General features: G+C 51.1%; 24 protein-coding genes. 5 read left to right on the plus strand and 19 right to left on the minus strand.

Features of this window, described 5'->3' with window-relative positions:
- Window positions 1-78 precede the first annotated feature (78 nt).
- The gene (locus tag M3194_RS20515) at window positions 79-1143 is read left to right on the plus strand and encodes a YheC/YheD family endospore coat-associated protein (protein WP_251655948.1); all 1065 of its coding nucleotides are present in this window, start codon (window positions 79-81) and stop codon (window positions 1141-1143) included.
- Window positions 1144-1277: 134 nt separating this feature from the next.
- On the opposite strand, the gene M3194_RS20520 is transcribed toward M3194_RS20515, so the two are convergent.
- The 5 genes from M3194_RS20520 to M3194_RS20540 form a co-directional block, all read right to left on the minus strand.
- A complete protein-coding gene (locus tag M3194_RS20520) occupies window positions 1278-2126 on the minus strand; it encodes an AraC family transcriptional regulator (protein WP_251655949.1) in 849 nt (282 codons plus the stop codon).
- Window positions 2127-2217: 91 nt separating this feature from the next.
- The gene (locus tag M3194_RS20525) at window positions 2218-3741 is read right to left on the minus strand and encodes an AMP-binding protein (RefSeq protein ID WP_251655950.1); all 1524 of its coding nucleotides are present in this window, start codon (window positions 3739-3741) and stop codon (window positions 2218-2220) included.
- The gene (locus M3194_RS20530; RefSeq protein ID WP_251655951.1) at window positions 3738-4589 is read right to left on the minus strand and encodes an SDR family NAD(P)-dependent oxidoreductase; all 852 of its coding nucleotides are present in this window, start codon (window positions 4587-4589) and stop codon (window positions 3738-3740) included. The genes M3194_RS20525 and M3194_RS20530 overlap by 4 nt, the downstream gene beginning before the upstream one ends.
- Window positions 4590-5003: 414 nt before the next feature.
- Window positions 5004-5888 (minus strand): GNAT family N-acetyltransferase, encoded by an 885-nt coding sequence (locus tag M3194_RS20535; protein WP_251655952.1) that lies wholly within the window; start codon window positions 5886-5888, stop codon window positions 5004-5006.
- Between the two features lie 312 nt (window positions 5889-6200).
- On the minus strand, window positions 6201-7037 hold the full coding sequence (locus M3194_RS20540; RefSeq protein ID WP_251655953.1) for a sulfurtransferase: 837 nt from the start codon (window positions 7035-7037) through the stop codon (window positions 6201-6203).
- A gap of 185 nt (window positions 7038-7222) precedes the next feature.
- Between M3194_RS20540 and M3194_RS20545 the strand changes: the two genes are divergently transcribed.
- From M3194_RS20545 to M3194_RS20560, 4 genes are all read left to right on the plus strand, one after another.
- On the plus strand, window positions 7223-8086 hold the full coding sequence (locus tag M3194_RS20545; protein ID WP_251655954.1) for a hypothetical protein: 864 nt from the start codon (window positions 7223-7225) through the stop codon (window positions 8084-8086).
- A 171-nt stretch (window positions 8087-8257) separates the two neighbouring features.
- Complete coding sequence (locus M3194_RS20550; RefSeq protein WP_251655955.1) at window positions 8258-8704, plus strand: hypothetical protein; 447 nt, start codon at window positions 8258-8260, stop codon at window positions 8702-8704.
- Window positions 8705-8707: 3 nt separating this feature from the next.
- Complete coding sequence (locus M3194_RS20555) at window positions 8708-8932, plus strand: helix-turn-helix transcriptional regulator (RefSeq protein ID WP_251655956.1); 225 nt, start codon at window positions 8708-8710, stop codon at window positions 8930-8932.
- Between the two features lie 17 nt (window positions 8933-8949).
- Window positions 8950-9630: a DUF4386 domain-containing protein gene (locus M3194_RS20560; protein WP_251655957.1), complete on the plus strand. Its 681-nt coding sequence runs from the start codon at window positions 8950-8952 to the stop codon at window positions 9628-9630.
- 52 nt (window positions 9631-9682) lie between these two features.
- Here the strand turns inward: M3194_RS20560 and M3194_RS20565 are convergent, their stop codons facing one another.
- From M3194_RS20565 to M3194_RS20630, 14 genes are all read right to left on the minus strand, one after another.
- Window positions 9683-10696, minus strand: coding sequence for a hypothetical protein (locus tag M3194_RS20565; RefSeq protein ID WP_251655958.1), 1014 nt, complete (start codon window positions 10694-10696; stop codon window positions 9683-9685).
- A gap of 250 nt (window positions 10697-10946) precedes the next feature.
- Window positions 10947-11525: a hypothetical protein gene (locus tag M3194_RS20570; RefSeq protein ID WP_251655959.1), complete on the minus strand. Its 579-nt coding sequence runs from the start codon at window positions 11523-11525 to the stop codon at window positions 10947-10949.
- A 50-nt stretch (window positions 11526-11575) separates the two neighbouring features.
- Window positions 11576-12367 carry a hypothetical protein gene (locus tag M3194_RS20575; protein WP_251655960.1) on the minus strand — a complete coding sequence of 264 codons (792 nt, stop codon included), beginning with the start codon at window positions 12365-12367 and terminating at the stop codon, window positions 11576-11578.
- 227 nt (window positions 12368-12594) lie between these two features.
- On the minus strand, window positions 12595-13845 hold the full coding sequence (locus tag M3194_RS20580; protein WP_251655961.1) for a molybdopterin-dependent oxidoreductase: 1251 nt from the start codon (window positions 13843-13845) through the stop codon (window positions 12595-12597).
- 18 nt (window positions 13846-13863) lie between these two features.
- Entirely contained in the window at window positions 13864-14913 is a 1050-nt protein-coding gene (locus tag M3194_RS20585; RefSeq protein ID WP_251655962.1) for a sensor histidine kinase, read from the minus strand.
- Window positions 14910-15656 (minus strand): response regulator transcription factor, encoded by a 747-nt coding sequence (locus tag M3194_RS20590; RefSeq protein WP_251655963.1) that lies wholly within the window; start codon window positions 15654-15656, stop codon window positions 14910-14912. Before M3194_RS20590 ends, M3194_RS20585 begins: the two co-directional genes overlap by 4 nt.
- A 122-nt stretch (window positions 15657-15778) precedes the next feature.
- Complete coding sequence (locus M3194_RS20595; protein ID WP_251655964.1) at window positions 15779-16036, minus strand: hypothetical protein; 258 nt, start codon at window positions 16034-16036, stop codon at window positions 15779-15781.
- Between the two features lie 194 nt (window positions 16037-16230).
- Window positions 16231-16419 (minus strand): hypothetical protein, encoded by a 189-nt coding sequence (locus M3194_RS20600; protein WP_091188370.1) that lies wholly within the window; start codon window positions 16417-16419, stop codon window positions 16231-16233.
- 184 nt (window positions 16420-16603) lie between these two features.
- Entirely contained in the window at window positions 16604-16816 is a 213-nt protein-coding gene (locus M3194_RS20605; RefSeq protein WP_251655965.1) for a hypothetical protein, read from the minus strand.
- Window positions 16817-16964: 148 nt separating this feature from the next.
- Window positions 16965-17402 (minus strand): PaaI family thioesterase, encoded by a 438-nt coding sequence (locus M3194_RS20610; protein WP_251655966.1) that lies wholly within the window; start codon window positions 17400-17402, stop codon window positions 16965-16967.
- Between the two features lie 21 nt (window positions 17403-17423).
- Window positions 17424-19109, minus strand: coding sequence for a long-chain-fatty-acid--CoA ligase (locus M3194_RS20615; RefSeq protein WP_251655990.1), 1686 nt, complete (start codon window positions 19107-19109; stop codon window positions 17424-17426).
- Window positions 19110-19715: 606 nt separating this feature from the next.
- A complete protein-coding gene (locus M3194_RS20620; RefSeq protein ID WP_251655967.1) occupies window positions 19716-21491 on the minus strand; it encodes an acyl-CoA dehydrogenase family protein in 1776 nt (591 codons plus the stop codon).
- Between the two features lie 54 nt (window positions 21492-21545).
- Entirely contained in the window at window positions 21546-22757 is a 1212-nt protein-coding gene (locus tag M3194_RS20625; protein WP_251655968.1) for an acetyl-CoA C-acyltransferase, read from the minus strand.
- A 715-nt stretch (window positions 22758-23472) separates the two neighbouring features.
- Complete coding sequence (locus M3194_RS20630; protein WP_251655969.1) at window positions 23473-25890, minus strand: 3-hydroxyacyl-CoA dehydrogenase/enoyl-CoA hydratase family protein; 2418 nt, start codon at window positions 25888-25890, stop codon at window positions 23473-23475.
- Window positions 25891-25921: the final 31 nt, after the last annotated feature.

Below are 25921 nucleotides of genomic sequence, written 5' to 3' on the forward strand. Positions count from 1 at the left end.
TGATCATAAATGGGCTTTGTGTCCTTTTGCTCATACGTTCATACACTGAAAATAAATCAAAGAGGGGAGGCTTTATTTGTGGCAACTCTCGGAATCATGTGGGACCGGATGAATACGGGCGTCTTCAAATGGCAGGCCAAGGCCATTCGGGCAGCCGGATTTGACAAGTTATTATTGTTTAAGCCCGACCATGTCAATCCACGCTATCGAACCATTGCCGGATGGGTATATGAGAACAATCGTTGGCGCTATGAGCCCAATTCCCCGTATCCCGCTATCATCTATGATCGCGGCATCTATAGCGGACGAATGCTTCGGGAAGCCAGACAAGTGAAAGAATACGCAGGCATTCCTTTTGTCGGGGATTGGCTGGAGAGCGATAAATGGAACATTCATAAGAAGCTGGCGGTAAATAGCAGACTCCGTCCCTATCTCATCCCTACTCTGCTGTTAAGCCATAATCAGGCCGTGCATACGATGCTGCAAAAGTATAACAAAGTCATTATTAAACCCCTGGGCACCCATAAAGGAAAAGGCATATTGAAGCTGTCCTATATGAAAGGGAAATATGTGATAGAGGAAAATAAGAGGAAGCGAATCCCCTTATCCAAAGAGGGATTGAATGGAAAGCTTGCTCAGCTGCGCAGCAAAAGGAATTATCTCGTTCAACAATGGGTCGACATAACCGATACCGCAAACCGAGTCTACGATATTCGCGTGCTCATTCAGAAAAATGCCCTTGGACAATGGCATCTGACCGGGATGGGCGTACGTCTAGGGAAAGCGGGTAACATTACTTCAAATCTAGCCACGGAAGGCAGCGCGAAGGAAATCATCTCTTTCCTATCCGGACAATTCGGTCATACGCGGGCATTAAGGCTGGAGCAGAAGCTTCGGGAGCTTGCCTTCGAAATTGCTACACAGCTAGAGCGGTCCTATCAGAAACGGCTGGTCGAGCTTGGACTGGATTTCGGCATTGATCGCCAGTCCCATATCTGGATCATCGAGGCCAACGCCATACCTGGCAAAGAGGTATTTAAGAAGGCCGCTTCTCCAAAAGTGTTCAAACAAAGCCTACAGCTTCCGATTTATTATGCGGGTTTTCTGCATAATAGGCTGTCGGGGGGAAGGGTTCGGAGATAGGAATGAAGGGCATTGTCAAGATAATAGGAAAGCACCTCCAAGTGAAAGTCTCCATCTCGTAAGATCCGGAGACAGCTTTGGAGGTGTTTTTTCATTGGCGTTCTTCACGCCATGCTCTATATCCAACGGCAAAGTTATTTTTTCTTAACGGGTATCCAAATTTCTCCCGTAACATTTATAGCCATCCCATAATACATTTCAAAGCTTGGTCCTTCAACCTGTTCGTATTCGGAAGTCGGGAACCACTCGGAATAGATTCGTTCCCATAATCGTTGCAGATCGCATTGCGGTTCCGGGAAGATCGCCCACGTTAATGCCGGAACAGAAAGCTTTGTAAATCTCTCCGGAACCTCAAGTCCCTTCGGCAAGTTGTAGCACACCATGTATTTGAAATTTTCCCTCGTGTGATCAAATAAGGCCGCATGCAACACGGTATCTCCAAATCGCCCCAATAATTCGTTCTTCAGATCAACGCTACCGTCTTCATCACAATGTTTTCGGAACATAGGGACTTCCGAGAATGCCGTTTTCTGGTCTGAGTTGATGAGACCGTAGACTCCAAACATCTCGAAAGGACCTCTTTGTTCAATGCGGTAATTCATTTCGACATCTCCTCTTATTGAAATATGGAAGGACATGCGAGGATAGGCTTTTAGCGTAACGCCTTGGTCGCGTGCGGACATCGGGATAATTCCATGTAGATTCTTGAAAGCACGCGCAAACGCTTCCGGCGAATCATATCCATATTTCATGGCTACATCAATAACCTTCGCATCCGTGGTCTGAAGCTCGAACGCCGCCAACGTTAGACGCCGGCGCCGAATATACTCCGATAGCTGCACACCTGTTATAAAAGGAAACATTCTTTGAAAATGATACGTCGAGCAATAGGCTTTACGCGCAATTTCATCATAGGAGATAATGTCCGTTAAGTTTTCTTCGATGTAATCCATGGCGCTGTTCATTCTGTCCAGCCAATCCATCGCGTTCCCTCCTTTCGATTTCAATCTTATAAGAGATACATATCGAATGCCGTGCATCTGCTGCACGAAAAAGTCAGTATGCCATAGCTCTTCATGTAAGCAGCTTTCTGTCCAACTTGCCCAGGTGGGTATAAGGCAAATGATTGACGAAAACAATCTCTTTCGGCATCTGAAACCGTGCGAGTCTAGCTTGCAGCCACTGCTGCAGCTCCTCTTTTGACATTTCCGTTTGCGGGACCAATACAACAATGGCTTTTAGGCGCTGCCCGAAATACTCGTCCTTTATTACTATCACCGCCGCATCCTCTACTTGAGGGTGGCTGAGCAGAGCTTGCTCCACTTCGTAAGGATAGACATTCTCGCCCCCCGAGACAATCATGCTGTCCGTTCTTCCGCTTAGAAAATAATAGCCCTGCTCATTGCGATAGCCCAGATCGCCGGTCTCCATCCATGCTTCAGCACGGTTTCTCATCGACCATCTGTTTTTGACGCACAACTGGCCTACGCTGCCGATTGCGACTTCCCTCTTCTGATCATCCATGATTTTAATGCGGCCGCCATTTATGTTTTTGCCAATCGTATTGGGGAACAGCGTTAAATCCCGTGCCGTGGCAATCATATTTAATCCCGTTTCCGAGGTGCCGTACAAATTGTAGAGTACCTCGCCCAATTTCTCTAAAGACTCTTTTGCCAGTTTGGGACTAAGCTCCGCACCGCCTGAAGCAATACAAGACAAGGACTTCAAATCTTCCGCATTGGCTTTGAGCATTTTATGCAGCATTAAAGGGACAACCGTTACCACTTCCACCTGATGCTCGCGAATGATTTGGCAGGCTTTCTCCGGATCGAATCCCCGGTGCAGGATTACTTTCTTGCCTAAAGCGCAGAACAAGAGCAGAACCGCGATTCCGTAACCGTGATAGATCGGAGTAGCAATATACGCATTGCGATAGTTTAGAATTTGCAATCGAGTAAGAAAGGCGAAGAAAGGATCCAAATAGTTAAATAAGGACGGCTTGTGAGAAGCCTTTTTGGCTTTTCCGGTCGTTCCGCCGGTTAGAAGCACCAGTCTCCCCGAGGAAGACCGGTGTCTTTTTGGCTTTGTATGCTGCTCGTTTCTGATTATCGACAACGCTTCTCTATCGCTCAGCATTTTCGTTTTGGGATAGATGAACGGCTCTAGCAAATCGCTTCGTTCCTCATCATAGATCAGAAGGTCAAAATCATTCTGTTCCAGGATGTTTTTCAACTGTTCCCCGCTCATTTCCGCATTCAACAGGTACAGGTCCGCACCCGCCCCAGAAATCGCAAAAATCGCTTTCACCAACGAAACGTGGTTTTTGCACCATACCCCTGCCTTTGTGCCACTCGCAAGCCGGTACTTGTCCCTCAAAACAGCCGATAACGCTTCGGATTGTACAAGCAGCTCTTGATAGGTTAAAGTTTCCCGTTCATCCACTATCGCTGTTCTTCCTCCGTGCATTCTAGCAGAAAAACGGAGCAGCGCCATCAGATTAATTCCATATTGGTAGATAGCAGCGCTTAACCGAAACAAAACGACAGGAGACAGCAGCCGAATTTTATACAACACGTAGATCAATTTCAGAAGCTTCATGGGCGCCTCCCCTTTTGCCGCAACTTTCTCGCGGTAGAATGCTCCCAATACCTTCTGAATAGGATGGAAGCCAACTGCCCGAAAATCAGCCACCAGGGTTTGTATATTTTCATTTTGCTATACATGGAATGGCCAATGATCCTCGCAACATGCTGCGGCGACATTGCCGGCATTTTGCGATAAGCGGTAGTCGGCTCAATCATGGGCGTTCGAACTAGCGGAAGATAAATCGATGTCGTGAAGACCCCCTTCGCATTCAACTCGGGAGCGGCGGACCGGAACCAGAAGTCGAAGGCAGCCTTGGATGCCTGGTAAGCGGACCAATTAGGAGTCGGAAGCAACAAAACGTTGACCGTCGAGATGTTGATAATATGACCTTGTTTCTGGGTCAGCAAAGGAATGGCAGACAAGAGCAGTTGAACAGGTGCCATATAATTGATTGCCATCGTACGAGTAAAATCATGATAGCGGTCCAAAGACTGCATAATCGATCGCTTAATGGAATGCCCAGCATTGCTCACGACAACATCCAGCCCATCCGGAAGCTGCTGGAGAAAGGCGAGTAGCTCGATCATTTCCTTCTCAATTCGAAGATCGGCCGGGAACACGCTGACTTGGGCGGCTTTCAATTCGATTAGCGTTTTCATCGCTGCAAGCTTGTCCGCTCGTCTAGCCACTAGTATCAAGTGAACCTCAATATCGGCCAGCAGATAGGCAAGCTCCTCTCCAATTCCAGAGCTTGCGCCCGTAATCAGAACGGTCTTGCCCTTAAGTTCACGTCCCAGCCTCCGTTTATTTAAATGCGTTTGCGGGAATATAAGGCGTTCGAAAAGGCTGTAGGTATGCATAAGAGCTCCTCTCTTCCCTGTTGGACGGTGGTGAAAAACCTGTTTTCAAGTTCTTCGCGAGTTGAAGAGGGAATTCCTTTTGAGCGTTCAAATCTGGTTGCTGAGTATTTGACTCACGCGATTTATTGCCTTCGCGGATTTTGCCTGCCCAGGCTGAATCAACCAGCTTCTGCATTCAATTGATGAATTCCACGTTGATTTCAAGTACATAAAAAAATACAGAGCAACGGCATCCCTCACACCGTGCTCTGTATTCATCCTCACATACTAATATTCATTTCTTCGCCTTACTCTTCCCCAACCGTAATCAGGTTCTCCTTATAGGAGATCCAATCGCTCCAACTGTAGAATAACTTATGGCACGGTCTTCACGCTGTCTTTAACGGCATGTTGAAAAAGACGCATAAATTGTACCTATTCCCTTAGAAATGTATGGAGAGGCATATTATAATAATTAAATTCAGCGGACACCTCAAAGCCTATCGATTGATAGAGGTTTAACGCACGTCTGTTTTGAGTGACCACTCCAAGGCGAACCTGCGAACACTTCTGATCTAAAATAAATCTTACTGTCCCCGAAAGAATTTCACGGCCGTATCCTCTGCCTTGACATGATGGAAGCACACAAAAGTCATGAATAAAAGCAGTCTCTGCGCTAACATAATTGACTCTGATCATCCCAACCTTGGTCATACCGTCCAAAGCTACGTAAGTAACCCGTTCGGGCCCTTGTGTACGAATCAAATAATTTCCGGACCAAGACTCCGAATTACCAAAGGTCTGCGAGAAACATGTTACCATAAACTCAAAGTCCTGATCATCTCCTACTCGCAACACTAAGTCAGGGTGAGATGACGAACCAGTAGTTTGCAACTGATTCAGAAGCATAGAAAACTGCGACAAAGTTAAGCTAGCCCCTAAATGCCGAATACAGTCGCTCCCTTGTTCAGAATCCGATGGTATTCTAAAGCAGCAGGTTTGAATGCCATATGTTTGTATGTCCGATGCTGCTCGTTTCAGTAAGCCATGAAATATGCCTTGTCGACGAAAGTCCGGGTGAACCATACCGTTAATATTAGCTTCAATACCATCCGAGGTATGCCAACTGAGAAAACCAATTAACTGATTATCATCATTGTTGCACAGGTATGCCTCATCTCCATCGATCTCCTTAAGGCATTCTATGCCTACCCTCAAACTGGACCTGTCGAATGTCTTGCACAGCTGTTCTAAATTTCGGATTTGATCAATCTGATGATTTGAAAAATCTTTCATTTTAATAAATTGATAATCTTGCATCTTGTGCCCTCATTGAGTAGGAAACACGCAGTTTATGGACGAGTAGGCGCTATCCTTCTAATATCTGTCCTCATATTCATGGTTACCAATGATACCGCCCCCTTAATCGTTAATCAAAACTATAGTCCAGATAACAGAACTTAGCAATCCAAGCAATGTTATAAACCAAAAAATATGAGGATATATTTTGTACGTTTATGAAGTAAAATTTTCCTAAAGCCAATTATTTGCTTCGTGTTAGTTTCGAGGCATAAAAAACATCGCCTGGGCCTATAAGCCACTTGGCGATGTTTTCTGCATACTGCTATGCTCTTACTCTTCCCCAACCGCAATCGGATTCCCCTCATACGAAATCCAATCACTCCAACTACCCGCATACAGCCGTACCTTCGTAAAGCCCGCTTCCTGCAGCGCGATCACGTTCGGACAAGCCGTTACGCCCGAACCGCAGTACACGATCGTCTCTTGATCCTTCGGCAGATCCGCGAATCTTGCAGCCTGCTCGTCCGCGCTTTTCCACTTGCCTTCTTCACCCTTGGCTTCCGACCAAAGACGATTAATGGCGCCTGGGATATGGCCGGCCTTCTTGTCTAGCGGCTCAACCTCGCCGCGGTAGCGCGCGCCGTCGCGGGAATCGATCAGCGTTACGTTCTCATCGTTAAGCTTTTCTTTCACCTCATCCATCTCAACCAGCATGTTATGCTGCACCGTCGCCAGGTAACGCGAAGGAATAAGCACCTTCTGCTCGGCATTCACCGGGAAGCCGGCGTTTTGCCAAGCGGTGAACCCTTCGTCCAGCACGAATACTTGCTCATGGCCCAGGTATTTCAGCAGCCACCACAGACGGGAAGCGAATGCGCCGCCTTGGTCGTCATAAGCGATAACGCGGGTTTCATTGCTGATGCCAACCTTGCTGAGCGCAATGGTCAGATCCGTAATGTCCGGCAACGGATGGCGTCCGCCATGCTCGTCCACCGGAGCGGACAGATCCTTCTCCAGATCCAAATATACGGCGCCTGCAATGTGGGAGGCTTCATAAGCCTCGCGGCCGAAGTCCGGCTTGCCAAGCTGGAACCTGCAGTCAACGATAACGATGTCTGTCTCATATAAGCGGGCAAGAAGCCATTTCAACGATACGATATTATTCATGTAGAATTACCGCCTCTCTCTTGTCTATGTATATCTGCATTATACATGATTCAAGCCCCTATCTTCTAACCAAGGAGCTTCCCGTTTACAAAGATCGCATATTTCCATAATGATGCAGAAATACTTCATAGATATTATCTTCTTCGGAAGGATTATTCCAACATTTTATCAAAGGAGATGAATTTATGTTTAAACGCGTCATCGGTACGGCAGCCGTCATTATCGCCTTAGGTGCGGCGCTCGTTACCGAAGCCGGAATCGCGCCTTCACCGGCCCATGCGGCAAGCAACATGGTTCCGGATTACGAGGTTAAGCTGCTGATGAATCCAAGCACGACGCTAGGCTCGGATTTCAAGCTGACCAGCGCCGTGCTTAGCGCTTTCTCGATGCCAACGACGGTAACGAAGATGAACGTCGCTTTCCTCGACACCAATGCCAAAGACATCTACAACAACGGTTGGAGCACCCGTATCCGCAAGACGGAAGGCGAAGACGACTTCGAATTATCCTACAAGAAGCGTTACACGATTACGAATAACGATATTACTGCGGCCTTGACGCAAGCGAACAATGAGGGCTTTAACTCCGGCGATTCCAATTACGAAGCACAGGTCGAATGGGGCTACCAGAAGAAAACGCTCAGCATCACCCGCACCAAAAGCGGCAGCAAGTCCGGCTACAGCGGCATGGATCTCCCGTCGATCAGCGACGCACGCAGTCTGATGGTCAACAACGCACCGGATAAATTCAACGACTGGCTGTCCAATGACTGGGGCACGAACAAGCTTCAAGCTTCCCGTTACTTCGGCCCCGTACTCGCCAAACGTTCGATTGGCAAATGGAGCGGCATGGAAATCTACATCGAAGTATGGCCAATCAAGAACGCTGCCGGCACAGGCACGGAATATGTCGTTGAGGCTTCCTTCAAAACCAACAGCGCAACTACGGCTTCCGCCAAGCACGATGAACTGGTTACTTACCTGCAAAGCAAAGGCTGGTTCCTCGCCCAAGACTCGCTGAAAACGCAATTAATTATGGATCGTTACTAAATCAATAATTTACCCAAAAGCTCTTCCGCGCAGGTCTTCATTCGCTGGAGAGCTTTTTTAGCTAAAAATAGGCTTGTCCATTATGTAAAGTAAACTTGACACTAAGTATAGTTTGAATTACATTATGTATATAAAACTTAACTATTATTTTCCAATCAGGGAGGTGTTAGCTTGACCTATCAGGAAAAGAAAAGCATTACCACGTTAATTAGCGCCGTACTCATTTTTGCATCCTATTGCTTGTACATGTATGTGCAGTACCCCGAGGAAGGGCTGGAGCTCGAAGAAAGCTTCCGGTATTGGGGCTCATTCGTGCTCATTCTGACGGTGGTATCCATCGTCGCCCATATCGTAATCAGTATTATCTTCAATATTATCTTCCGGATGACCACCGGGGAGAAGGAACCGGCTTTTGCCGACGAGCTGGATAAACTCATTGAACTGAAGGCTCACCGAAATTCATTCCTCCTGTTTGTCCTTGGATTTCTTCTGGCAATGGGATCTCTGGCCACGGATCAGCCGTTTACCGTCATGTTCGTGATTCTGATCGCCTCCGGCTTCTTGTCCGACGTGACCGGTTCCGTCACGAAGCTGTATCACTACCGGAGAGGAGTCTAAGCAATGAGCAAAATACTTGTCGGCAATCACATCCGCAAATTACGGTTCAATCATAATGAAATGACGCAACAGCAATTGGCTGACAAGGTTGGCGTAACAAGACAAACGATTGTCGCGTTGGAAAAGGGCAACTACTCCCCGTCTCTCGAACTGGCCTTCCGCATTGCTCACGCTTTCGGCCTGCCGCTCGAAGAGGTATTCTTTTACGGGGATGATACGAGCCAATAACCAAGAGGAGGAAATATATGATTTCCGTTATCCGAACTCCAAAAATAACAGGCATCCTGTTTATACTTGCAGCCGTATCATCCGTATTTGGTCTTTTGTTGTATGATCCTATCCTTAACAGCTCGAATTACCTGACGAATGGCTCCGGGCATGACAACCAGATCATTCTTGGTGCGCTCATGGAGCTGATCCTTGTTGCTTCAGCCGTCGGAACTGCGGTCACGATGTATCCCTTCCTGAAAAAATACAACGAAAGCATCGCCCTTGGTCATGTCTGCTTCCGCCTGTTAGAGGCCGTTGTCATCACGGTTGGTGTCATTGGCATGCTGTCGCTCGTAACCCTGAGCAGGCAATATGTCTCCGCTGGCGCTCCAGATCCAACTGCTTATGAAGCTGCCGGCACTTTGTTCCTGGGAGTACATGAGTGGACGTTTATGCTTGGTCCTAACTTTTTGCTTGGCATCAATACAATGCTGTACAGCTATATCTTTTACAAGTCCGGGCTTGTCCCGCGGTTCATCCCGATCCTTGGCATGACGGGTGCCGTGCTCGTATTCAGTGCCTCCCTGTTCGAAATGTTCGGCGTATTCCCTCAGCTGTCGGTATGGGGTGCTCTCCTGTCGCTGCCGGTAGCTGCGAATGAAATGATTCTCGCCGTTTGGCTGATCGTAAAGGGATTTAATAAAGCAGCACTTTAGCACCCACGCCACGAATGCCGGGATTCCAACGAGGAATCCCGGCCTCTACAACTTAGAGCGTTCCACTTGCGCTAATATTAATAACCGTAGCCGTTAACCCCCGGGTATGAATGGAGCCTCCGGCGGCTTGCACTTGTGAGGTGACAGAACCCGTTACGGTAAACGAATAAATATATGTTCCCGGTCCCGGATTGTCTACCCAAGTGAGACTCGTTGTTGCGGTTGCTTGAGAGAGATCCGTTTGGTTCGCCTGCTGCACAATAGCTTCGTTATTCATAGTGATAACATCCGCCGGATTTCTGGACAGGATGCTGTTAACCGTATAGCTCTGAATAACCGTAAAATCCACATTTGCAAAAGCATCCAGCTTTACGACCTGGTTGGCTTGAAGAACGATTGGCGTTAGGGTTAACTCTGCCGTCACTTGATTATTCACTAGAGGAACCTGTTCATTGCTCCCGGAGAACCGGATATCTACGATACCTGGAGGTCCCGATGGACCCTGCATTCCCTGTTGTCCCTCAACACCTGCTGCCCCCTCGGCTCCAACCGAACCCTGAACTCCCTGTACACCTTGAACCCCTTGAGCACCTTGCGCACCTTGCGCTCCTTGCGCTCCTTGCGCTCCTTGTGGACTTTGCACCTCACGCTGTATCGCTTCTCTTTGCAGTCCAGCGACATCCGGCGTTATCGTGACTTCAGCTCCCCGGATATTTGCCGCCTGTATGGCTTCCACGAAAGCCGGGGTTGTTACAAGCCCGGGCAATACGGAACGCACCGCGTTATCAAATACGGGATGGGCAATCACCTGCGGCAGCACCGTACGGACAACTCTGTCGAATGCGGGAGTCGCTAATACTTGCGGCAATGCCTGAACGATTGTTCGGCTAAATTCCGGACGGGCAATTAAGGCCGGAATGGCGTTTGAAGAGATTTTGCCCGAAGTGACCGCATTTCTTGCCAGCTTGGTTGTCGTTATGGCTCTAGGAGCAATTCTTTGAGCCGTAATGGGCCGCTCCAATCTGCTGACCCGCTGTGCAATGGTAAGCCTTTTTGCTCTTGGCAATGTCTCCATCCCTTCCTGCAGCATGATCTTGTATATGGTTAACAGTGTATTGGGTGGGAACCTGTCACGGCACGATGTTTGTTCCTGAGCCAAACGTCTATTTTTTCAATCATAAAACTCTTTCATGTATGAATTAAGAGTTGAACGCAATTAATAAAAAACTAAATTAAAAAAGAGTGAATCATTCCTCCGACTAAAAGAGATTGACTCTACTCTAATATTTTTTAGTGACTTGATTTTCACCTCGAGATTAAAGGTGTTCTTTAATATCATTAATAAACAGCCCCAATAAATCACCTTTATTAATACTTTTATTTTTATGGCCTGTATCTTTCCTAATTTCAAGCAACAGCTCTTCAAACTCAAAAAGCAACTCACGATCAAGTCCCTTATGCTCTATATTTACAGTTTTACTTCTATATTGAGACCATTTTTTAATCACTCCGTCTGATCCCCAGACTAAAATTTTTTGTGTAAATTCTTTATAAAAATCCAACATTTCCTTCTCAGTCATTGCTTCCCCTGTTATCTTCTTTTTATAAAGTATATCAAACCAGAATTCTACAAAGGATTCATACATTGGGATCTTTTTATCTCTTAATTCCTGTTCAATACTTCTTTTTCTTTCAAGATATTTTGTAAATATCACTGAAAAAACAGATACTAAAATCGTTCCGGTCGCCGCTACTATAGCGGCAAACACCTCTTTCTGAAGAGAAGAAAAAAGATTAATCAAAGATACAACCAATAATATAGCCCCACTTAGAATAATAAAAACAGCTAATATTCCTACGATCGTTATAGCTTTAGAAGATGATTTTCCGGACATAATTCACCTACCTAATAACAGAGTTAGAGCCGCGAATAACTACGCCTAATTTAGTTAACGGGCTTATCAATCCTTAAAATTTGTTTAATAAGTTCTTCCCGTTGAAGATACCTAAACTTAGTACTCTCAGTTAAATGAGTTTCATTTGCTAAATAGTATAAAGTATTGTTAACAGGATGGTATAAATACCATCTTTCACCTTCGTATTCAATATAAACTGGCTTATCATTCAACTTATTCGGATTTAATTCATCAAAGCCCATAAATTGATACATGATTCTTGATATTGGAACTAAAACACAAATTGTAATAATAAAATAAAGAATAAACACAGCAATTAGTATGATATTTTTTTCCGAAGTTGTAGTTCCTTTAAGATAGAATTCTGAATAAATCTGGGTTCCTACATAGTAGGCAGGTAATAGGTAATAACATACAATTATAAGTGAACATAAAACAAAAGCGGGGATTCTTATCCAATTCCTTGATTTACCAAGTAGTTTTTTAAAGTTTTTGTTCATGACTTCTTTTAATGTTAAAACTACTATAAATATTATTAATAGTGATACTACCGCGATTATAGCTAAGCTACTATTATAAATTGATTTATACTTAAATAGGTTATCCGTTATTATAAAAAGAAAAAGTACAGTCATCATAATTTCAAAGAAAAGCTTCATGACCTTTATCACTAATTGCTTTTCTTTCGAAAACATTTTTCGTTCAATTGAATTTGAAGTTATCAAAGTGACTAGCCTAATTCTAATTACAAATAACACAAGAGAAATAAGCATTGAAGGTATCCCTAGCTTACTTAAGATGTTGTTTATTATATCCTCCATTTTTTTACACTTCCTTTATCAAATTAATAAAAACAGTAGTAAATATTATCTATTAAAATTGGTATATATTACACTGTATTATTTTAGAATATATCACATATATTTTATTTTGTCACAGATAAACATACAAATTTCGACATTCTACTCAAAATAAAAGAACCACGTATTACGTGGTCCCTATCATATTAATACTAAATATTAATACTAAGATTTCTAGTGCTGTCACCCTACACCCAACCATCTATATCATAACCGCGCTCTTCCCAGTAGCCCACATAATCCGTATCGATGAGCTCGATCCGGTTCAGCCACTTCACCGACTTGTAGGCGTACATCTTCGGCACGATCAGACGGACCGGGCCGCCGAGATCGTTCGGGATCAGATTGCCGTCATGCAGCACGGCGACCATAATATCGTCCATCTCTGCCTGCTCGAGAGTGAGCGAGTCCGTATATACGCCGTCTCCCGAATAGAACTTCACGGTCTTCGCGTTTGCTTTAACCCCCGCTTCCTTCAGAAACTGCTTCAGCGGAATGCCTTCCCAGGTGTTGCTGTACACCGACCAGCCCGTCACGCAGTGAAAATCACTCACCTGAACCTTGCGGGTCAGCTTCACGAACTGTTCCCAATTCCAGGTCATCGGCCTGTCGACCAGCCCATCGATCTTGAAGGACCATGTCGCATTCGAGAACGACGGGATCGGCGTTACCGAATAGATCCGGAAATCCCCCTTAGCTCCCCCGCCCATCGGAGGGGCAGACGCGGCCATAGGCTGCGGCAACGGCACCAGCTGATTGGCATCCCGCGTCACAATCTCATCGTAAGTTGGGCTGCCGATGCTGACTCCAAGCGTGTTAACGGTCCATTTCAGAAAAGACGGCCCCACCGCAACGGCAATGCCGCCTCCAACGGCCCATTTGACAAAAGAACGCCGGGACATGTAGGATTGCGGGCTCGCCGCAGGATGAAGCGGCACGGCACCATCCTTCTCCTCGCGCTCGGTGCGAATCGTTCGGCGATTCGGCTCCTTCAGCCATTTGGCCCGCGTAATCGAGTGATAAATAATATAAGGCAGGCCAATCCAGGTTAAGAGATCATGCACCGTCAAGGCATGGTTCGACCACCAAGGTCCAACCGCGCGGAACTGCCATAGCAGCACGCCGGAGATGAACCACCCGACGAGAAGACCCAGCACGACATAGACATTGAACTTCTGCCAAGGCTTGCCCCTCAGCTGCTTCCAGTGCTTGGCCGCAAGTAAAAGATAGAAGACGACCGGAACAAGAGAAAGCAGACCCACGATAATGTGCAGCTCCTTCAGCCACACCCGGCCTTCTCCCAGCACGCCCCGCCAATAGTTCATAACCAGCATAACGCCGGACAAAGCCAGAATGACAACAATCCAGCCGTTCCAAGTATGTAGAAGTGTCAGCTTGCGCCCAAATCCTTTTCGCAGACGTTTCAATAACTCGCCCACTTGCCTTCCTCCTTTCGCTTATTGAACGATTCTTGCTTCGTTAACGGTGAACCAGAAGCGGCTCCCTTGTCCTTCTGCCTGCTCTACTCCGATACGGCCGCCATATTGTTCAACCAGCAGCTTGGCAATCGATAACCCGATTCCCGCACCGCCGCCCTCGCGGCTTCGGGAACGGTCCGTCCGGTAGAACCGCTCGAAGATGCGCTCCCGCTCTTCCTCGGCGATGCCGGCCCCTTCATCCGAAACGGATACCCGGATCAAGCCGTCCGCCAGCTCCTCCGCCGCAATAACGATAATCCCGCTCTGGGGTGAGTAACGGATCGCATTTTCGATCAGGTTCTGAAGGATTCTCTGAAGATGTCTTGCCAGCATGTTCACCCGCAGGGACCGCTCCGGCAGCCGGACGCGAAGCTGAAGTTCCTTGGCATCCAGTCCCAGCGAGAACCTCGGATGAAGCTCCAGAAGGACATCTTCCAGCACAGCCGGCTCACTGTCTTCCTTCCCGTCCGCTCTTCTGTCCAAAGTTGAAAGCTCGAATAAGTCCTGTATAAGCTCGCTAAGTCTCACCGTCTCCGAGCGAATCGTCGCCAAGTATCGGCGGTACGTGGCTTCGTCCTCAATCACGCCATCCTCCAGCGCCTCGGCGTAAGACTGCATCGAGGCAAGCGGCGTCCGCAAATCATGCGCCATGTTCGCGACGAGCTCCCGTTGTGCCGACTCCGCCGTCTTTACTTGACGGAAGCTTTGCTCAAGGCTCGCCCCCATTTGGTTGAATTGGTCTGCGAGCAACCGGAATTCCGTCAATCCCGTGCTGTCTACCCTCGCCTCAAGCTGGCCTGCGGCAATTCGCCCCGCGCCTTCGCCAACCCGTCGCACGGATGCTTCAAGCGGACGAATGAGCAAGAAGAACAATACGGCAGATACGATACCGGCTCCTACGGTAGCCAATCCAAGCCAAATCAGTTGTGTCCGTGTCACAAGCATATATTGAAAGAAAATGAGCAGCATAACGATAATAAACGCAATGCTTATGGTATTGGCCAGAAGCAGGTACGAGCGAAGCTTCATGTAGTATTCCCCTTATTGTCGAGCTTGTACCCGATGCCCCATACCGTCTTGATCCAGGTTGGATCGGAGGGATTGGGTTCGATCTTCTCCCTTAGTCGCCTGACATGGACCGTTACCGTTGTAGTATCTCCGTCATAGGCCATATCCCAAACCTGGTTAAGGAGTTGGCTGCGGGAGAACACCTTCCCCGGATAGGCAGCCAGCAATTGCAGCAGATCAAATTCCTTAACGGTTAGTTCAATATTCAACCCCAGGACAACAACTCTTCTCTCCTGCGGAAATATCGACAATCCCTCGAAATGAATGGCCTTCCCTTCAATCGCTTCTTCCAAGGGTTTATTTCCTGAATCGCGCTCCCCGCCTGTACTATCATGCCTCCGACCCACTCTTCTCAAAATGTTGTTAATCCGGAGCACAAGCTCTCTCGGGCTGAACGGCTTCGTCATATAATCATCGGCCCCCATTGTCAGGCCAAGCAGACGGTCAGGCTCATCACCGCGGGCAGTCAGCATAATAATCGGGGTATCGTCTTTCTGCCGGATCATGTCGCAGATCTCAAGCCCATCTATCTTCGGCATCATAAGATCAAGCACTAGCAAATCCGGCCGACGCTCCTTCCATAGACGTATCGCCTCTTCTCCGTTCTCCGCCACCCACACTTGATGGCCCTCCCGCTCCAAATACCGCCTACACACATCCGTAATATTCCGTTCATCATCCGCAACAACAATACAGGCTCCCACGCGCTGCCCTCCCCTCCGTCCAACAACCTCTTGATGCTTCTATTATACGGCTTGTTTCATTCAGATACGACTTTATGCAGAACAATCCCCTGCCGCCAGGCAGAGGAATTGACGCATGGACATTATTTACTTTCATCCATCATTTTATTATCGTCCATAGCCTTGTCATCGTTCATCATCTTGTCATCGTTCATCTTTTCATCGTTCATCTTTTCATCGTTCATCTTGTCATCGTTCATTGGCGCGTCACTCTGCATGCCGTCATTCATTTCCGAGGCCGGTTTGTTATTTGTGCTCTCCTTATTGCTATTGCCATTACACGCGCTTAATAGAAGCACGCCCCCGAGCACGATAATTGCCCATACTTGTTTCTTCATCATCAATCTCTCCTTTAAGCATATGATTATCGTTCCTGCTCTCTATGACTCATAGCTTAACGGAGAATACTAACTATCCAAGAACAAGGCTCTTGCAAAAGCATTATCAAATCCTTACAAAAGAATGACATGCCTATCCGGACACAAAAAAGGCCTTGCACCTGTTATACACAGATGCAAAGCCATTTCGTATGTGCTCAACTGACCGAGGAGTTAATCTTACCCATCTCGTCTTCCACTAAAATTGTTAATTCATCCTCGTAACCACCCGTAATCCTGTACTTCCGGATATAATCCCGTACAAACTTACGCGGATCCTTTGGCTGAAAAATTCTCGTGAGTTCCTTCAGGCTTTCCTTGACCTCATTCTGGCTATGCTTCGCCATGAAATCTCCTCCCCTATACGTTGGATGGTCGTCCTAAACAACAAATCCGAGAACGGATGCGGCACTTACACCGCAATTACCCCCATTCGGTGCAGGCAACTCCATGGTCAATGAGTCACAATGTTTGCATTTTTCTTACTATTATAACATTTAAGGCAAGATTGTAAAATAAACAAATGTTAATTTAACCTGTGCCTTCGTTCTCCTGAGGCGGCTTAGCCGGGGGCACTTCATCCTTTACCGGAGCCGCTTTCGGAGGAATTGCGGGGGGCGGGACGTCGACGGATGAATGATGGGTCTCGTTTCTGTTAAACATTCGTAAATAAGCAAAAACACCAATCAGAGCAACCGCAATACCGAATATTAACACCACTGCCGTAAGCCATCCGTCCACCATAATCCCCGCCTCCTCTCTTTATATATTTATCGGCTGAAAGATGATTTGGTTTCAGTTTATCCGCCCATAAATTTTTCTTCCATATATAGGATATATTATATCGGACCGACTGCCCGACATCAACTCGGACCAATTGACTAAATATGAACTAACGCGACACAATTCGGTATGTCCCGCTGCCCCAGGCGATGAATTTTCCGTTCTCGTCCTTCACGGTAGCCTGCAGCGTAATGGTCCTCCCAATGCGGTGCATAATCTCGGCTTCGCACACCAGAATGCCCTTCCTCGCGCTTTCGAGGAAATGCGTGTTGAGCCCGGCGGTCACGGTCTTCTCCCGGCAGGCGACCATGACCACCAGCCCCATCGCATTGTCGAGCATAGACATCAGTACCCCGCCATGAACGATGCCAATCAGGTTCAAATGACGCTGCTCCGCGTGCAGACGGATCGCCGCTTTTTCCGCATGGGCAAATACGACCTCGCAGCCAAGCTCGCTCCAAAACGTCCCGCTGGCCAGCTCTTCAAGCTTCGCCAAATGCCTCTCGATATCCGCCTGCTCCTGCTCCGCGGCAAACTCCTCCGCCACGCGCCATCACCGCCTTGTCTGTTATTGTTCCTTCTCCAGCTCTTCAAGCAGCTTGCGCCTTAATACCTTGCCGATCATCGTCTTCGGAAGAGACTCCCGGAATTCGTATAGATGCGGCACTTTAAACGCGGCAAGCCGCTGTCTGCACCAGACATCGAGCTGGGCCGCCGATACGTAGGAGCCTTTTTTAAGTACAACGTACGCCTTCACGGTCTCGCCCCGGTACGGATCCTTCACCCCAAGAACGGAGGCCTCCATCACGGCCGGGTGCTCATACAGCACCTCCTCGACCTCGCGCGGATAAATATTGAAGCCGCCCGCAATAATGACGTCCTTGATCCTGTCCACGATGGTGAAATAGCCGTCTTCATCCATAAAAGCGAGGTCGCCGGTATGCAGCCAGCCATCCTTAAGCACAACCTCGGATTCCTTCGGATTGTTCCAGTACCCTTTCATCACCTGCGGACCGCGGATACACAGCTCTCCAACTTCGCGAACGGGAAGCAGCTTGCCTTCGGGGTTAAAGATCGCGGCTTCCGTATCGGGAAAAGGCATGCCGATCGTGCCGATTTTGCGTTTGCCCCAGATCAGGTTGGCATGGGTTACCGGCGAAGCTTCGGTCAGGCCGTAGCCTTCGATTAGCTTCCCTCCCGTCATTTTCTCGAACTGCTCCTGCACCTCCAGCGGCAGTGCCGCCGATCCGCTTATGCAGGCTTCAATGGAGGAAAGATCGGTGCTGGCCGATTTCTTATGATTGATAAGAGCGACGTACATCGTTGGCGCGCCGGGGAACAGCGTTGGCTGCTGCCGGCTGATCGTGTCCAGCACCGTCTCCGTCTCAAATCTAGGCAGGAGTACCAGGGAACCGGCACGCATAACCGAGAAATTCATTAACACCGTTAAACCAAACACATGAAATAGCGGCAGCGCCGCCAGGAATCTTTCGTAGCCATCCTTCACTTTGTAGCACCAGGCTGAGGTCTGCATCGTATTGGCGACAAGATTCCGGTGTGTCAGCATCACCCCTTTCGGTGTCCCGGTTGTACCTCCGGTATATTGAAGCTGGGCGAGATCGCTGCCGTGGATGTCTGTAAGGACGGGAAGATTAGAGCTGGAGGAAAGAAGCTTACGGTAAGCAACTACGCCATTGCGGCCATACGGGATGTCTGCTTTGAAGCCTTCCTTGCGTTGCTTGAGCGGATAGAGGAGATTTTTCGGAAAAGGGAGTCCGTCCTTCAGTGACGTAATGATGACGTTCTTCAGCTTCGGCAGTGCCCCTGCCTCGGGGAATTCCCCCCGTACGTTGGCTAGGCGCTCATAGAACAAATCGACGGTAATTATCGTTGTGGAGCCACTGTCCTTCAGCTGATGCTCCAGCTCCCGCTCCACATAAAGCGGGTTCGTCTGCACAACGACCGCCCCAACCATCAGAGCGGCGTAGTAGGAAATAACCGCCTGCGGACAGTTCGGCAGCATAATGGCAACGCGGTCGCCGCGGTTAACGCCCAGCGAGATCAGACCGTTAGCCAGCCGGCAGGTATGGTCGTAGAGCTCGCGGTAGGTGAGCGACTTGCCCAAGAAATGAACGGCTTCATTAGCCGGGAATTTCTCTACGGCATTAACCAGGAACTGCGGAATCCCATGGTTCGGATAGTCGAGAGATGCGGGAATCTCCAGCGGATAATGGCGAAGCCACGGCTTTGGAATCGCCGCCGGAGCCTCGGGCTCCTCCGGCGGGGATACCGCGGAAGCTACGGCTTCCTCCGGTTCCGGCTCCTCCTGCTGAGCGGCAATGGCAGCTGGAGCTGGCTCCGCCGCTGGCGGCTCCTCAGGCGCGGCCGATTCTGCCGCGGGATCCGCGCTTGGGGCAGCCTCCGCAGCTGGAGCTGGCTCCGCCGCTGGCGGCTCCTCAGGCGCGGCCGATTCTGCCGCGGGATCCGCGCTTGGGGCAGCCTCCGCGGATGGAGCTGACTCCGCCGCTGACGGCTCCTCAGGCGCGGCCGATTCTGCCGCGGGTTCCGCGCTTGGGGCAGCCTCCGCGGATGGAGCTGGCTCCGCCGCTGGCGGTTCCTCAGGCGCGGCCGCTTCTGCCGCGGGATCCGCGCTTGGGGCAGCCTCCGCGGACGGAGCTGGCTCCGCGGTGGCCTCAGCAGACGGAGCCTCCAGCTCCGCTGTTATGAGCTGCGGGGCTGAGGCTTCCTCCGGCTGTGACGGTAGTGCCTGCTCGATTGGTGCGGAATTGGTCGGTTCTTGCCGACCCTCGGGTACAAGCGGGTGTTCCGGATTTGACGGATCCATATGGCGCTCCCCCTCTTACACAATATATTGCTCCCCGCGAATGACACGTGCGGCAATATCCCGTTTGGCTGCGATCGTATCGATCAGCGGCCCGCGCATCAGCTTCTTCAAGACAGACAGCTGCATTTGCAGGGCATCCCCCTTCGCCAGCGCAGCAAGAGCAACCTTCGCAATCGATTCGATCTTCTCCAATGCTTCCTGAACGAAAATTTCCGTCATTTGAATCGCGTTCTGAGCTTCCGCGCCGCTTTGCACAAGCTTTTGCGTGCGGAGCAGCGCGCTTTCGGCCGCGAACAGCTGAATCATGATATCAGACAGCGAGCAGAGAACTTCCTGCTCCTGGTCCAGCCGCATTCCAAGCTTTTGCACGGCGAGTCCGCCGACGGCAAGAAAAGCTTTTTTCCCCTGCGATACCCGGTATGCCTCGCGGCTGAGCGGCTCGTCAAACGGCGGCACCGGCATCGGCTGAAGCAGCTCGGCCTGCAGTCCTTGCGCTTTCTCGAGCAGCGGAAGCTCGCCCTTCATGGCTTTTTTGAGCAGCGTTCCCGGGATCAGCATCCGGTTAATCTCGTTTGTCCCTTCGAAGATCCGGTTAATCCGCGAATCCCGGTAAATCCGCTCCACCTTATATTCCTTGATATAGCCGTAACCGCCGTGAATCTGAACCGCCTCATCCGCGACAAAATCCAGAGCCTCCGACGCAAACACCTTGTTAATGGAACATTCCAGCGCGTATTCGCTGATCGCTTTCGCCGCCCGCACTCCGGCATCCGGCGCATCCGCTCCTGCATCCTCGCTGCTGAGCATCGCGTCTATCCAGCCCGCCGTCCGGTAGACCATGGACTCGAGCACATAGGTTCTGATGTTCATATCCGCCAGCTTGGCGCCAATCAGCGGATAAGACGAGATAGCGCGGCCGAACTGCTTGCGCGTATTGGCGTATTTGGATGCGAGCTCAATCGATTCTTTTGACCCGCCAAGACAGCCCGCCCCAAGCTTGAAGCGCCCAATGTTGAGGATATTGAAGGCGATCTTATGTCCCTGCCCGATCTCGCCGAGCACTTGATCCACCGGCACCGCCACATCCTCGAAAAATAACGGTCTGGTCGATGAGCCCTTGATGCCCATCTTGTGCTCCTCCGGTCCAAGGCTGAAGCCCGGCATCCCCTTCTCCACGATAAACGCGGTAAAGGCTTCCCCGTCCACCTTCGCGTACACGATAAACACATCCGCAAACCCCGCGTTAGTGATGTACAGCTTGGAGCCGTTCAGAATGTAATGGCTGCCGTCCGGCGACAGCTTTGCCGTTGTCTTGGCTCCCAGCGCATCCGAGCCGGAAGCCGGCTCCGTCAAGCAATAGGCGGCGATCAGCTCGCCGGTAGCAAGCTTCGGTAAGTATTTGCGCTTCTGGGCAGCCGTTCCGAAAAAGACGATCGGCAGCGTGCCGATCCCCGTATGCGCGCCTACGGACAGCGCGAAAGAGGAGGCGCGGGCAAGCGTCTCCGACAGCAAGGTGGTGCTCACTTTATCGAGGCCAAGTCCGCCGTAAGCTTCGGGCACGTCCGCGCCAAGCAGCCCAAGCTCCCCTGCCTGGCGCATCAGCTTCACGGTCAGCTCGTAATCCAGGCTCTCAATCTGCTCGTCGAGCGGAAAAATCTCCCCTTCCACAAACTGCTGCGCCGCATCCGCCATCATCCGCTGCTCTTCGTTGAAATCTTCCGGCGTCACCGTAGCGGACGGCAAAGCGTCTTCTATTACGAATCTGCCGCCAAAACGAATGTTTTCCCCCATGCCTTAAGCTCTCCTTTCAGTTGGCCTTCCTGCTTCCCCAACTTGCACGCTGCTTTAAGCGTATACCTCAAAGACGCCCGCAGCTCCCATGCCGCCGCCGACACACATCGTCACGACGCCAATCCCGCCGCCGCGTCTCTTCAGTTCATGAATAAGCGATACCGACAGTTTAGTTCCCGTGCAGCCAAGCGGATGGCCAAGCGCAATCGCTCCGCCGTTTACGTTGACTCGCTCCGGATCAATGCCAAGCTGCTCGATAATCGGCACGCATTGCGCGGCAAAAGCTTCATTCAGCTCGAAAATGTCAACGTCATTAACCGTTAAGTTAGCGGCCTTAAGCGCCTTCGGAACGGCCTCGATCGGGCCGATGCCCATCACTTCGGGAGCTACGCCCGCGACACGGTAAGTACGGAAGACGGCCAGCGGTGTCAGTCCCAGCTCCCTTGCTTTGGCTCGGCTCATCACAACAACCGCCGCGGCGCCGTCGCTCATCTGCGAGGAGTTACCGGCTGTAACCGTTCCTTCCCGGGCAAAAGAAGGCTTCAGCGGAGCCAGCGTCTCCGGCGTCGTCTCCGAACGGACGCCTTCATCGGTATCGAAGGTGAAGGTCCGCTCGACCGGCCTGCCGTAATCATTCACTTCGGACCGGGTAGCCGTAACCGGCACGATCTCGTCCTTGAAGCGTCCCTCCCGGATGGCAGCAGCCGCTTTGCGATGACTGGCTGCGGAGAAAGCATCCTGCGCCGCGCGAGTGACATTGTAACGCCGAGCCACTTCTTCGGCGGTGTGGCCCATTCCCATGTATACCTCCGGCATCGCGTCTACAATGCCGGGATGCGGCGCCAGCTTGAAGCCGGTCATCGGCACATGGCTCATGCTTTCCACGCCGCCGGCAACCAGAACGTCGGCATCCCCAAGACGGATCCGCTCGGCCGCATACGCGATCGCCTGCAGCCCCGATGCGCAGAACCGGTTAATCGTCACCGCCGGCGTCGTAACCGGAAAGCCGGAATACAGCGAAATAATTCTCGCCATATTAAGCCCCTGCTCCCCCTCCGGCATCGCGCAGCCAATGATCACGTCTTCGATAGCTGCCGCATTGAGGCCCGGCACCCGATCCACCGCCGCTGTCAGTACGGCCCGTCCAAGGTCCTCAGCCCTCGTCTCTGCCAGACTCCCCTTCTTGGCCTTACCCACCGCGGTTCGTACCGCGGATACGATAACGGCATCGCGGCCGCTGTCCGTGAACTTTCCCGCTGCTCCCATAAAGCGTCCCCTCCTTATTGGCGCCGCGCATGCTTCATAGCGCTGGCGGCGCCTTGTGCTGCAATGCTTGAAACTAGCTCACGTTTATGAACCAAGATGCATAAAAGCTTCGCAGGGCAGGAGCTTTTTCCGCAATAAATATTGCTTGCTCGCTGCCATTAACCCTGTTGAGATGAGGTTAGGTCCTTCAGGGACCTTAACCTGCTCCAGACGGTAGTTCGCCAAGTGGTTAAGGTCCTTCAGAGGCCTTAAGCTGGCGAAAACAACACTTTCATCGTCTTTCCTGCCCGTAACCCCCAACGTTAAGGTCCTTCAGTAGCCTTAACGTGCTTGAAACGGCGAGTTACGCCGGCATTAAGGCCCCTTAAGGGCCTTAATCTTTTCAGCAGCGATCCTCTATATTGGATTTCCTCAAACGAAATTAGAATAAATCGTCTTCTGTGACCTGCTACGTTGGAATTTGTACAGTCTATTTCGCTCAAATGGGTCGATCCGGAGAATAGGAGCTGATTTTAATGGATGAAATCCAATGTGTGATTAGATACTGGTCGCAATGTGTCATTATGCTGGATGAAATACAGTCTGCGCCTGTTGTCAGAGCTGAGCTCAGAGCTCAGCGTTTGACATTGCTGACTGTGCCAAGTGTTGGCACCATGGACATCAATGAGTGCTGCTTGCCGGAAGCCCCGAGGATTCCGGCAAGCACCTGCTCCGCCTAATTCCGCAGCGGCTTGCCGGTGGAGAGCATGTGGCTCATCCGGTCCTGCGTCTTGCGCTCGCCGCAGAGGCTGAGGAATGCTTCGCATTCGAGATCGAGCAGGTACTGCTCGCTCACCTCTGCTCCCGGCGCGGCATCGCCGCCGGCCATGACATGGGCCAGCTTGCTCGCGATCAGCGCGTCATGCCTGCTGATCTGGCCGCCAAGCAGCAGGCTGTGCACGCCCATGCGCAGCACGGCCTTGCCCTCGCGGCCGGCTACGCGGACGCGGGCTTCCGGCTGCGGCGTATAGCCTGCCCGGTCGAGCTCGAGCACCGCGCGCTTCGCTTCGGCAATACGCGCGTCCTGCCGCATAATCACGCGGTCCTGCGGGCGCTTCAGCCCGATGCGGCCAACATCGAAGCCGCTCGTCGAGGTCTTCGCCATCGCAACCGTCTCGAACAACGCGTTCAGATGCGGTTGAATCTCTCCGCCTCCTGCCCTCTCCGCCGCCATAACGGCCGCTTCCTTCGAGCCGCCGCCAGCCGGGATCAGGCCTACCCCGGTCTCCACGAGGCCGAAATACGTCTCCGGCGAGAAAATAATCTGGTCGGCCGGCAGGCAGGCCTCGACGCCTCCGCCCAGCGTCATCCGGTGAGGCGCGGCGACGACGGGACGGTCTAGCTTTTTGATCGCGAACATGCTGCTCTGGAACATTCGGATAATGTCCTCGACTTCTTCCCATTCGCCGTTTTGCGCCTCCATCAAGAGAAGCAGCAGATTGGCCCCCACGCAGAAATTACGTCCGTCATTAGCGATGACAAGACCTCGCCAGTTCTTGCTTACTTCCTCTGCGGTCCGCCGGATTGCGGACAGAATCTCGCCGCCGATGGCGTTATTCTGCGAGTGGAACTCGAGACAGACGACATCGTCGCCAATATCAATGAGGCTGGCATCCGAGGTGCGAAGTACCGTCCTGCCGGCTTCCTTGAGCGCGGCAAGCGAGATCTCGTCCGGCGACAGCTCTTCGGCCGCATACCCGCCGCCCCCGCCGGAATATACCAATCGCCTTCCTTCCCGCACCGCATAAAAGCTGCTATGGCCTTCCGCGATCCATTGCGTCACCCATTCCGGCACCGCATCCCCTTCGGCCTGCATCCGGGCGACGGATTTCTTTAGGCCAAGCGAATCCCACAGCTCGAACGGACCAAGCTCCCAGCTGAAGCCCCATTTCATCGCTTTGTCGATATCCGTTACGGAATCGGCAATGACCCCAACCAGGGCTGCCGAATAGAGCAGTGTGCGCTTGATGGTCTGCCAGGCGAACTGGGCATATTTATGCTTGGGATCCGTGCCGATAAGCGCCCGGACTTTGCCGCCCGTGCCCTTAGCTGCCTTGGCCGCATCTATGATTGGTCCTTTCACAGAGCTCCGCGGCCGGTAAGCAAGCGATTCCAAATCTAAAGATTCAATCTCGCTGCCGCCCTTCGGCCCCTTTGTTTTCCGGTAAAAGCCGCCGCCGCTCTTCTCTCCAAGCCGGCCCGAAGCGACCAGCTGCTCCAGCAGCGGAGGTCTTGCGAACGTCTCGCGCTCCGCGGCATCGGTACTCTTCTCACGCACGTTATCCACGACATGAAGCAGCGTGTCGAGACCAACGAGATCGAGCATCCGGAACGTTGCCGTCTTCGGCCGCCCCATTGCCGGCCCCGTCAGCGCATCGGCTTCCTCTACCGTGAGGCCGAATTTCAGAACCTCCTCCAGCGTCACCAGCATGCCGTATGTGCCGATCCGGTTGGCGATGAAGTTGGGCGTATCTTTGGCCACCACAACGCCCTTGCCCAGGCGCTCCTCGCATAAGGCCGTCAGCAGCGCCGTAACCTCCGGAGCGATGTCGTCAGTCGGCACAACCTCAACCAGCTTCATATAGCGAGGCGGGTTGAAGAAGTGGGTCACCGCAAAATGCTTCCGGAACGCTTCGCTCCTCCCCTCTACCATCTCAGCGACCGATAGGCCAGATGTATTCGAGGACACAAGCGTACCCGGCTTCCACACCGACTCTACCTTCTCGAATAGACTCCGCTTAATATCCAGCCGTTCCACAACGGCTTCCACAATCCAATCCACCTCGGATAATCCGGCCAGATGATCCTCGAGATTACCCGCCGTAATCCGCCCGGCAAAAGAAGGCTCATACAGCGGCGCAGGCTGAGCCTTTTCCATGCGGGCCACCGCAGCTTGAGCCAGGCGGCTGCGCACTTGCGGGGAGGCCAGCGTCAGCCCGCGTTTCTCCTCCTCCGGCAGCAGCGTTTGCGGCACCACATCGAGCAGCAGCACGCGCATGCCGGCATTCGCCAGATGCGCGGCGATTCCCGCCCCCATAACGCCGGAGCCGATGACGGCCGCTCGCCTCACCGAACCCGTTCGATTGTTGGACATTTTAGGACCTCCTAAAAAGAATAATCACACT

This window comes from Paenibacillus glycanilyticus (assembly GCF_023715145.1).
In the GTDB taxonomy this organism is placed as follows: domain Bacteria; phylum Bacillota; class Bacilli; order Paenibacillales; family Paenibacillaceae; genus Pristimantibacillus; species Pristimantibacillus glycanilyticus_A.